Here is a 9357-nt window from a genome sequence, read left to right on the forward strand (position 1 = left end):
CGTGTCCGTGGACACCAGGCTCATCGAACTGCTCCCCCCCTTCCTCAAGTTCATCGGTGACCACGAGCTGACGGCCGCTTCCGACCTGCGCAGCCTCGGCCTCGACTCGATGCAGGCCATCGAGCTGCTGTTCGCCATCGAAGACACCTTCGGAGTCGTCCTGGACGACGAGGACCTGACGGAGGCGACCTTCGCGACGGTCGAGGGCCTGTGGAGCTCCGTCGACCGTGCCCGGGAGGCCCAGGGGGTGGGCGCGTGACCGCGGCTCTGGACGAAGCCCCCGCCCTTCCTGGCGGCGGCCGGGCAGGGGCGGGGGAGGCCGGCTGGGCGGGAGCGGTCGAAGAGGTAGCCGCCGTCGTCGCCGAGCACGGCCGGCGCAACGACGAGCTGGCCTCGTTCCCCGTCGAGGCGCTGTCCGCGCTGCGCGCGTCGGGTCTGATGGGACTGCTGGTCCCGGCCGCCTACGGCGGACTCGGCGGCGGTGTCCGGGAGATGAGCGAGGTCACCCAGCGGCTCGGTCGCGCGGACATGTCCGTCGCGATGATCTTCACCATGCACTGCCAGCAGGTGGCCGCACTGGCGCGGTACGCCGGCCAGGACCTCCGGGACGAACTGCTCCCCGAGATCGCTGCCGGGCGGATCTACCTCGCGTCCGTCACCACCGAGGCGGGCAAGGGCGGGCACCTGCTCAGCTCAGGGTCTCCGCTGGAGAGCGACGAGGCCGGCCGTACGCTCATGGTCGACCGCTTCGCGCCCATCGTCACCGGTGGTCTGCACGCGGACGGCTTCCTTATCACGATGCGCAGCCCGTACTCCGACTCGCCCAGTGACGTCTCGCTGGTCTACGCTCCGCGCGAGCTGTTGGAGATCACGCCCTCCGGGGACTGGCAGCCCCTGGGCATGCGAGCGAGCCACAGCGTCGGTCTGCGGCTGACGGGCCAGGTCCCCGGGCACTACGTGGTGGGCGAGCACGGCCGGTTCCGTGACGTCGCGAGCGGCGTCTTCGCACCCCTCGCGCACATCGGCTGGTCGGCGGCCTGGCTCGGCACGGCCTGCGGAGCGCTCTCGCGCGTGGTCGCCCTGCTGCGCAGTCCGGCCGAACGCGGCCGCTACGACCTGTCCTCGGAACTGCTGCTCACCCGGCTCGCGACCGCCCGCCGGCGGCTGGACACGGTGCACGCGCTGCTGCTGCGCACCGTGGACATGACGGCCACGGCCGAGGACCTCACCACCCCCGCCTGCCAGTTGCTGCTGAACGCGCTGAAGGTGACGGCCTCCGAGGAGTGCCACGCGGCCGTCCAGGACCTGGTCGACCTGCTCGGACTGCGCCACGGCTACCTGCGCGACTCGCCCACCGGGCTCGAGAGGGCCCTGCGCGACCTGCGGTCTGCCGCGCTCAATTACAGCAACGACCGGCTGCGGCTCGCCGCCGGGCGGCTTGCGCTGCTGGACTCGGAGGTCCGTCTTGTCCGTTGAGGGACTCTCGGCCGACGCTGCGTTCAGGGAGTCCGTCGCCCTGGCACTCAAGGAACTCCCCGCCGATGCCTCCGGCGCGGCCGTGTGGACCGCACTCGGCAGCTTCGGCGTGCTGCGGGAGCTGTACGCCCGCACGGACGGGGCCCCGGCCGCCTACGACCCGGGCCGGCTCGCCGTCCTGCTCGCGGCCCTCGACGAAGGCGTGTCCTTCGGGGCCGCCCTGCACGTGTGCGTCGGGTCCGCGGCGGCCGTCCCCCTCCTCGCGGCGGCGACGGCCGCCGAGGCCCCGCAGGCCGGGAACACCCACCAGGGCCGCGTGGTGCGGGACGCCCTCGACGGGCGGACCGGTGTGGCGCTCGCCGCCACCGAGGACGGAGTCGGCAGTGATCTCGCCGCTCTCACCACCACCGTGGACCTGGAGGGTCCTGGCGGCACGATCGTCCTCGACGGGACCAAGCGGTGGGTGACCGGCGCCGGCGCCGGTCACTTGCTGGTCCTCGCCAGGCACCGGCCCGGCCGCCACTTCACCTCGTTCACCTGGGCCCTCGTACCGGCGGACGCCGAGGGTGTCAAGATCTCTCCCGAGGACAGCGTCATCCATCCGGGCGCGGACATCGGCCGGGTCTCCTTCGACGGTGTCAGGCTGCCCCGCGAAGCCGTCGTCGGGCGTGCCGGCCTTGGCCTGGCCCTGTTCGCCCGCCACATGGCCGGTGAACGGCTTGCGGGCGCCCTGTGGGCGGTGGCCCTGTGCCGAAGGGTCCTGGCCGACACCGAACAGCGCCTGTCCGTACGCGAGTCGGACGGACGGCCCCTGCTGCACCGGGACAACGTCCGCCAGCGCCTGGCCGGTGCACTGGTCAGGGCCCAGCAGCTACGAGCCCTGTGCGAGCGGCTGGCCCCCCGGGTCGCCGCGACGTACGACACCTCGGCCGCCGCGGTCCTCAAGGCCGCCGCCGGGGACACCGTGGAAGCGGTGCTCGCGGACTGCCTCCGGCTGCGCGGCGCCGACGGGTTCACCACGGGCGGCCTGCAGGAACTCCGCTCCCAGGCCGCGGTGTTCGCAGTCGGCGGCGGCACCACCGATGTGGTGCTGAGCGCCGTCGCGGACCAGGCCCGCCACCACATCGGCGACCTCGTATGGTGACGCTCGGGCCCGCACGGGTGGCGCCCGGAGTCTGGCTGGTCTGCTCCGCGCGCCGCGGGGCCGCACCCTCCCGGCACCCCGCCGACCTGGAGGCCGGGGCAGCGCTGTCCGGCCGCCGCGCTGTGGAGTTCCTCTCCGGCCGCGGTCTGCTGCGCTCCCTCGTCGACGCCGTCGCCCCCGAAGCCCGGGACGCCGCCGTGCTCCCCGGGCCCAAGGGCCGGCCGGTCGTGGCCGGCTTCCCCCGGCTCGGGGTCAGCATCTCCCACGACGGAGACCTGGTGGCCGCAGCCGTGGCGGCCGGCCAAGTCGTCGGGGTGGACGTGCAGTACCCCCAGGAACGCGTCGATCCCGGGATGCTCCGCCGCTGTCTGCACGAGCACGCCGACGCCGTATCGCACCTGGCGGTGCGCGACCAGGCAGAAGAGATGGCCTGGGTCTGGGCCGTCCAGGAGTCCTGCGTGAAGGCGCAGGGCAGCGGGCTGAGCGGGCGGCCCTGGCGGATCCCCGTCCGGCCCGGCAGCCGGGGCGGCAAGTGGCACGGCTACTCGTGGCTGAGCCTGCGCGACCTCTCGACTGTCCCCTTGGCCTGTGCGTTCGCCGACGCGTCGGCCGCGGATCCGGTGGAAGGAACTCCATGACACACCCCCTCGGCGGTCCTGGCGACGGAGGGCCCGAGCTCAGCTGCTACACCGCCAACCTCGTCGCCTTGCTGGATTCCGTGCGCCCCGGCTTCCCCGAACGCTTCGCCTCCGCCGTCCACCTGGCGGTCCGCCCCCTCGCCACCGGGGCAACCGAGTCCCCGGAGACCGCCGCGCTCCCGGCCGCCGCCGGGGAAGCCGGGGGAGCGGGCGCCACGCGCGCAGGTACGGCCCTGATCGCCTTCTCCCACCACCCGCGCCTCGACGTGCTCGACGACGGGGAATCCGGCCACCGGGAACTCGGCTACCGGCACGCGTCCGACTGGATCGGGGCCCGTGCCGGGCTCCGCGCCGAGCTGGACCGCTTCGGCCAGGTGCTGGCCGTCGCGAACTCCGCCCTGCTGCCGTGGGCTCCGGCCGGTCCGTCCGCCGTACCCCACTGGGTCCGGCTGCTGGACGCCGGCCGGGACGGCTGGCTCGTCGAAGACCGCTTCGCCGCGCTCCTGCCGCACGGCCCCCAGCCGTCCTTCCACGGCCGCCTCGGTGAACCGGAGCTCGCCCGGATGCTGACCCCGGTGAGCCCGCGTCGGGCCGAGGTGCGGCTGCGGGACGAACTGGCCCTGGGCACCTACGTGCCGGTTCCGATGGACGCCGCCTACAGCTGGCTGGCCTTCGGACCGGCGCGGCCTCCCCACGCGGCCCGTGCCGCGGACCCGGCCGACGGCTGGATCACCGCGCCGGACGAAGTGTTCGGCGTGCTCGCGGAGCTGCTGGCGGACGACGCCTCGCTTCTGGGCCGGCATCTGGAGGACCTGTGGGCCGCCTCGCGCCACCAGCTGTTCCGGCTGGGGTCCGCCGGTGTGCGCGCGCAGATGGGCGAGGAGGCGGCTGACCGGGCGGCGGCCGCCTGGTCCGAACTTCCGATGGTCCTGCGGTTCGCGTCCGCGTCTGCCCGGCGCGGGAAGCCCCGTGCCGGGCTGGTCCGGAAGGCCTTCGCGCAGCTCGCCGAGGCCACTGCGGACGCCCCGGGGGCCGGCCTGCCGGTCGAGGCGGTGACCCGATGAGCACGCCGATCACCCTCTACGACTGGTTCGCACGGTCGGTCGACGGCGGCGGGACCGCGGTGGCGGCTCCCGACGCGACCCTCTCCTACGCCGAACTCGACGCGGCTGCGGGCCGGCTGGCGGGCCGCATCACCGCCCTGCTGGGCAGGGTCCCGCGCCGGGTGGGGCTGCTCGCCGGCGGCAGCGCCGCCGCCTGCACGGGATATCTCGCCGTTCTGCGGCTCGGCGCGGCGGTGGTACCCCTGCACCCGGACGCACCGCAGGCCCGCAACGCGCGCATCGTCCGGCAGGCGGGCCTCGACCTCGTGCTCACGGGACGAGAGGGCCCGGACCCCGGTCTCGGCGTGCCCGTCCTGCCGCTGGCCGCCCGGGAGGAAGAGGCGGCGGGCCCCGGACCGGTCGTGCCCGCCGTCGTGGCCGCGGGGCCGGACGACATCGCGTACATCCTGTTCACCTCGGGGTCGACCGGCAGTCCCAAGGGCGTGCCGGTGCCGCACCGCGCGGTCGGCGCCTTCCTCACGCACGTCATCGACCGCTATGCCATCGCCCCGGGGGACCGGATCGCCCAGACCTTCGACCTCACCTTCGACCCTTCCGTCTTCGGCCTGTTCGCGGCTTGGGGCGGCGGTGCGACGGCGGTGCTGCCGGACCGGTCCGACCTGATGGCCCCGGTCCGGTTCGTCAACCGGGCGGCCATCACCCACTGGATCTCGGTCCCGTCGGTGGCGGCCCTCGCCCGGCGGCTGCGCCAGCTCGTCCCGGGCGGCATGCCCGGTCTGCGCTGGAGCCTGTTCTGCGGCGAGCCGCTGCCGGAGGCACTGGCCCGCACCTGGGCCCGGTCCGCCCCGGCCGGTGAAGTGGAGAACCTGTACGGGCCCACCGAGCTGACCGTGACCTGCATGGAGCACCGGCTCTCAGAGGCGGACCCGCATACGGCCAACGGCACCGTTCCGGTCGGAAGCGTCTACCCCCACCTGGAGCACCTGGTGCTGGACGCGGACGGCCACCCGGCCGAGGACGGCGAACTCTGCCTGCGCGGCCCGCAGCGATTCCCCGGCTACCTCGACCCCGCCGACAACGCGGGACGCTTCCTGGCCCTGGACCTGTACCCGGACGAGGACGGGCAGCCGGTCCGCGCCGCACGGCCGGTGGCGGAACCCGGGCCGGAGCACTGGTACCGCACGGGTGACCGGGTGGCCCGGGTGGACGGGGTCCTGGTCCACCTCGGCCGGCTCGACCACCAGGTGAAGGTCCGTGGATACCGCGTCGAACTGGGCGAACTGGAGGCCTCGCTGCTCACCCAGCCCGGAGTGCTGGAGTCGGCGGCGGTGGCCGTCGAGGGCCCGGCGGGCACGGTGCTGCGCCTCTTCTACGTCGGCGGGGCAGGCGAAACCGGGCCGCTGCTGGACGGGCTGCGCGACCGGCTGCCCCCGTACATGGTGCCGGCCGAACTGATCCGGCTGGAAGCACTCCCCCTGAACGGCAACGGGAAGGTCGACCGCAAGGCTCTCGCCTCGGTCGCGACGAACGGTACGAACGAGATGAACGGTGGGACCAATGGACGGAACTGAGCCGAACGGGGCTGGGCCGAACGGAGCCGGGCCCTCGTGGGGCCACCACGGGGACGACGGAATGCTCGATGTCCTCGGCATAGGATTCGGCCCGGCGAACGTCGCCCTGGCGGCCGCGCTGTCCGAGCTCCCGGCCACGGCGGGCATGCGCGTCCGGTTCTTCGAGAAGCAGCCGGAGTTCGGCTGGCACCGGAGCATGCTGATCGAGGGTGCCACGCTGCAGGTCGCCTTCCTCAAGGACCTGGTGACGCTGCGGAACCCGGTGAGTCCGCTGAGCTTCGTCTCCTACCTGACCGCGAAGGGGCGGCTGGTGGACTTCATCAATCACAAGACGCTGTACCCGACCCGGCTGGAGTTCCACGACTACCTGGAATGGGCGGCAGGCCACTTCGGCGACCAGGTCGCCTACGGGGCCGAGGTGGTGTCCGCCCAGCCGCACGTGGAGGACGGCCGGATCACCCACTTCACGGTGCAGGTCCACCACGCTCCGACGGACCGCATGGCCGTCTACCGGGCGCGCAACGTCGTCGTCGCCCCGGGCCTGAGCCCCTACCTGCCGGACGGGGTCTCACCGGACGAGCGGGTGTGGCACAGCTCCGAGCTGCTGGGCCGGCTGGCCCGGTTGCCCTCGGACGCCGCCCCGCGCCGCTTCGTCGTCGTGGGCGCAGGGCAGAGCGCGGCGGAGATCACCGACCACCTGCACCGGAGCTATCCGACGGCCGAGGTCTGCTCGGTCTTCGGGGGTTTCGGCTACAGTCCCGCCGACGACAGCCCGTTCGTCAACCAGGTCTTCGACCCGGCCACGGTGGACCTCTTCCACGGGGCGCCCGCCGAGGCCCGCCGCACCGTCTTCGACCGGCACCGTTCCACCAACTACTCGGTTGCGGACCTGGATCTGATCGAGGAGCTGTACCGGCGGGCCTACGAGGAGAAGGTGGCCGGCGTGAACCGGCTGCGGTTCCTGCGCGGGTCCCGTGTCGTAACGAGCACGTCCCGCCCCGACGCGGTGGACGTGACGGTCGCCTCGCTGCTCGACGGCGCCGGCGGACCGCAGACGCTGACCGCCGACGCCGTCGTCTACGCCACGGGCTACCGGCCCGCGGACCTGCGCTCGCTGCTCGGCGACGTCTCACCGCTGCTGGAGCGTGACGCGCAGGGCGAGTTGGTGGTGGCACGCGACTATCGGGCCGCCCTCCACCTGGACTGTGCGGGAGGCGTGTACCTCCAGGGCGGTACGGAGCACACTCACGGGATCAGCTCCTCGCTGCTGTCCAACGCGGCGGTGCGCGCGGGGGAGATCGCCGCCTCCGTCGCCGAGCGGTCCGCGGCCGCGCAGGTCCCGGCTCTCGCCACCGCAGACCCAGGCCCCGGCCGGTGACCGGGGCCACGACTCTGCCGGTCCGCACCGCCGCGTCGCGGCTGCTGCGGCCCAGCGTGCTCGGCCCGCTGCTGGTCCTGACGTACTGTCTGGTCAACGCGGGCAAGTCCGTACTGGAGGGGGCACTGCTCCAGCGGATGACCCCGGAGTTCCTGGCCTTCAACGCATTCCTCCTGGCACAGGTGTGGTCGCTGTGCACCGTGCGCGACCGACGGGCCCTGGTGCGCGCCGTGCGGAGATCGCTGCGCGACGTCCTGCTGTACAACGTCGCTACGGCCTGCAGCTGGCTGGCGGTGCTGTACGCGCTCACCTATCTCGAGCCGGCGGTCGCCAACTCGCTGATCGTGGGCATCGTCCCGGCCGGGACGATTCTGATCGGCATGTGGCTGCGGCCGGAGAGCCGCACCTTGTTCCGGGAGAAGGCCGCCGCGTGCGGGGTGCTGGGGGCGATGGCCTGGCTGTCCTGGCTGGCCTGGTGCGCGCGGGAGGACTCCGAGGTTACGACGGGCGGCTTCGCGATCGGGCTGGCCGCCTGCGTGGTCACCGCGGCGAGCGTCGCGGCGAGCACACACTTCACCAAACGGCTGAGCAAGGCGGGCTTCACCGTCGGCCAGATGATGGCCTCCCGGTTCGGCCTGCTGCTGACAGCCTGTATGGCCGTGCTGTGGCTGCGCGGCGATCTCGCGCTGTACCAGGACCACGCGCTGCTCCCCGCGGCGCTCGGCTGCGGCGCCGTCACCCTCGCGGCCCTGTGGCTCCTGCAGCAGGGCATCGTACGAACCGAGCCGGTCACGGTCTCCTTCCTGCTGGCGGCGAACCTGCTCGTGACGTACGCCGCGCAGTTGCTGGACCCACGCCTGCGCCCGACCCTGCCCACGCTGCTCGCCATCGTGCTGCTGACGGCCTTCGTCGTGATCGGCGTACTGGCCCGGCGGCGACCGGCGCAATGACCTCCACCATGCACACACCCTCAGCAACACGTCTCCTTGGAAAGGGGTATTCGGAAATGTCCGCGGTGAAGCCCTTCGGCGAGAACCTGACCGCCATGATCACTCCCTTCGAGGCCGACGGCCGCCTGGCCACGGACCGTGCGGTGGCCCTTGCCGAGAGGCTCCTCGACGGCGGCTGCGACGGCCTGGTGCTCTGTGGCACGACGGGCGAGTCGCCGACCATGTCGGCGGGGGAGAAGAGCGAACTGGTCCGCGAGGTGGTCCAGGCCGTCGGCCACCGGGCAGTGATCATGGTGGGCGTGGGTACGTACGACACCGAGGAGTCGGTACGGCTGGCCCGCCAGGCAGAACGGGACGGGGCGCACGGTCTGCTCGTCGTCACGCCCTACTACTCCCGCCCCGCCCAGGACGGTCTGGTAGCGCACTTCACCGCGGTCGCCGACGCCTCAGGGCTGCCGGTGTGCCTGTACGACATCCCCGGGCGCTCGGTCATATCGATCGACTTCTCGACGTACGTCCGCCTCGCCGAGCACCCGCGGATCGTCGCCGTGAAGGACGCCCGGGGCGACCTGCAGTTCGCCTCGGAGGTGATGGCCGCCACGGGGCTGGCCTACTACTCCGGGGACGACCCCCTCAACCTGGCCTGGATGTCCATCGGGGCCGTCGGGTTCATCAGTGTGGCCGGGCACGTCGTCCCCGGCCGGCTCCGCGACCTGATCCGCGCCTACGAGGACGGTGACGTCTTCGGGGCCCGCAGGATTCACGAGGAACTGCTGCCCCTGTACCGCTCGGTCTGCCAGGTCGGCGGAGTCGCCTGGAGCAAGGCCGCGCTGCGGATCACGGGCTTCGAAGCCGGGAACCCGCGGCTGCCGCACGTACCCGCGGACGCCGTCCTGACCAGCGAGATCGCCCATGTCCTCAAGCAGTACGTCTGACGGTCCCGGCCCAGCCCGGCCGTCCAAGGGAATCGGAGTCCACCATGCCAGAGCCGGATCGACCGAGCGGCGGCGTCCCGCCGGAGCTCAGGGCGGCGCCCCCGGGCGTGGGCCTTGTCGTGCAGAAGTACGGAGGCTCCTCCGTAGCCGATGCCGAGGGCATCAAGCGCGTCGCCAAGCGGATCGTGGATGCCAAGAAGA

General features: G+C 73.0%; 9 protein-coding genes. All 9 read left to right on the forward strand.

What is annotated here, in order from left to right:
- Position 1 precedes the first annotated feature (1 nt).
- The 9 genes from ABT403_RS21155 (at position 2) to dapA (ending at position 9156) form a co-directional block, all read left to right on the forward strand.
- Positions 2–259 carry an acyl carrier protein gene (locus ABT403_RS21155; RefSeq protein ID WP_344150892.1) on the forward strand — a complete coding sequence of 86 codons (258 nt, stop codon included), beginning with the start codon at positions 2–4 and terminating at the stop codon, positions 257–259.
- A complete protein-coding gene (locus tag ABT403_RS21160) occupies positions 256–1476 on the forward strand; it encodes an acyl-CoA dehydrogenase family protein (protein ID WP_344150895.1) in 1221 nt (406 codons plus the stop codon). The genes ABT403_RS21155 and ABT403_RS21160 overlap by 4 nt, the downstream gene beginning before the upstream one ends.
- Entirely contained in the window at positions 1466–2620 is a 1155-nt protein-coding gene (locus ABT403_RS21165; RefSeq protein ID WP_344150898.1) for an acyl-CoA dehydrogenase family protein, read from the forward strand. Before ABT403_RS21160 ends, ABT403_RS21165 begins: the two co-directional genes overlap by 11 nt.
- Positions 2614–3258, forward strand: a complete 645-nt coding sequence (locus ABT403_RS21170) for a 4'-phosphopantetheinyl transferase family protein (RefSeq protein WP_344150901.1) — start codon at positions 2614–2616, stop codon at positions 3256–3258. Before ABT403_RS21165 ends, ABT403_RS21170 begins: the two co-directional genes overlap by 7 nt.
- Positions 3255–4322, forward strand: a complete 1068-nt coding sequence (locus ABT403_RS21175) for a hypothetical protein (RefSeq protein WP_344150904.1) — start codon at positions 3255–3257, stop codon at positions 4320–4322. The genes ABT403_RS21170 and ABT403_RS21175 overlap by 4 nt, the downstream gene beginning before the upstream one ends.
- Entirely contained in the window at positions 4319–5893 is a 1575-nt protein-coding gene (locus ABT403_RS21180) for an AMP-binding protein (RefSeq protein WP_344150907.1), read from the forward strand. The genes ABT403_RS21175 and ABT403_RS21180 overlap by 4 nt, the downstream gene beginning before the upstream one ends.
- Positions 5894–5954: 61 nt before the next feature.
- Positions 5955–7271, forward strand: a complete 1317-nt coding sequence (locus ABT403_RS21185; RefSeq protein WP_344150910.1) for a lysine N(6)-hydroxylase/L-ornithine N(5)-oxygenase family protein — start codon at positions 5955–5957, stop codon at positions 7269–7271.
- Complete coding sequence (locus ABT403_RS21190) at positions 7268–8221, forward strand: DMT family transporter (RefSeq protein ID WP_344150913.1); 954 nt, start codon at positions 7268–7270, stop codon at positions 8219–8221. The genes ABT403_RS21185 and ABT403_RS21190 overlap by 4 nt, the downstream gene beginning before the upstream one ends.
- A 56-nt stretch (positions 8222–8277) precedes the next feature.
- The gene (gene dapA, locus ABT403_RS21195) at positions 8278–9156 is read left to right on the forward strand and encodes a 4-hydroxy-tetrahydrodipicolinate synthase (RefSeq protein ID WP_344150916.1); all 879 of its coding nucleotides are present in this window, start codon (positions 8278–8280) and stop codon (positions 9154–9156) included.
- Positions 9157–9357 lie beyond the last annotated feature (201 nt).

Source organism: Streptomyces sp. NPDC000075, assembly GCF_040301925.1.
GTDB classification, from domain to species: domain Bacteria; phylum Actinomycetota; class Actinomycetes; order Streptomycetales; family Streptomycetaceae; genus Streptomyces; species Streptomyces polychromogenes.

Excerpts from the sequence above, each read along its gene's own strand:
- ABT403_RS21170 (WP_344150901.1), top strand. The coding sequence starts at position 2,614 with ATGGTGACGCTCGGGCCCGCACGGGTGGCGCCCGGAGTCTGGCTGGTC.
- ABT403_RS21175 (WP_344150904.1), top strand. The coding sequence starts at position 3,255 with ATGACACACCCCCTCGGCGGTCCTGGCGACGGAGGGCCCGAGCTCAGC.
- ABT403_RS21180 (WP_344150907.1), top strand. The coding sequence starts at position 4,319 with ATGAGCACGCCGATCACCCTCTACGACTGGTTCGCACGGTCGGTCGAC.
- ABT403_RS21185 (WP_344150910.1), top strand. The coding sequence starts at position 5,955 with ATGCTCGATGTCCTCGGCATAGGATTCGGCCCGGCGAACGTCGCCCTG.
- dapA (WP_344150916.1), top strand. The coding sequence starts at position 8,278 with ATGTCCGCGGTGAAGCCCTTCGGCGAGAACCTGACCGCCATGATCACT.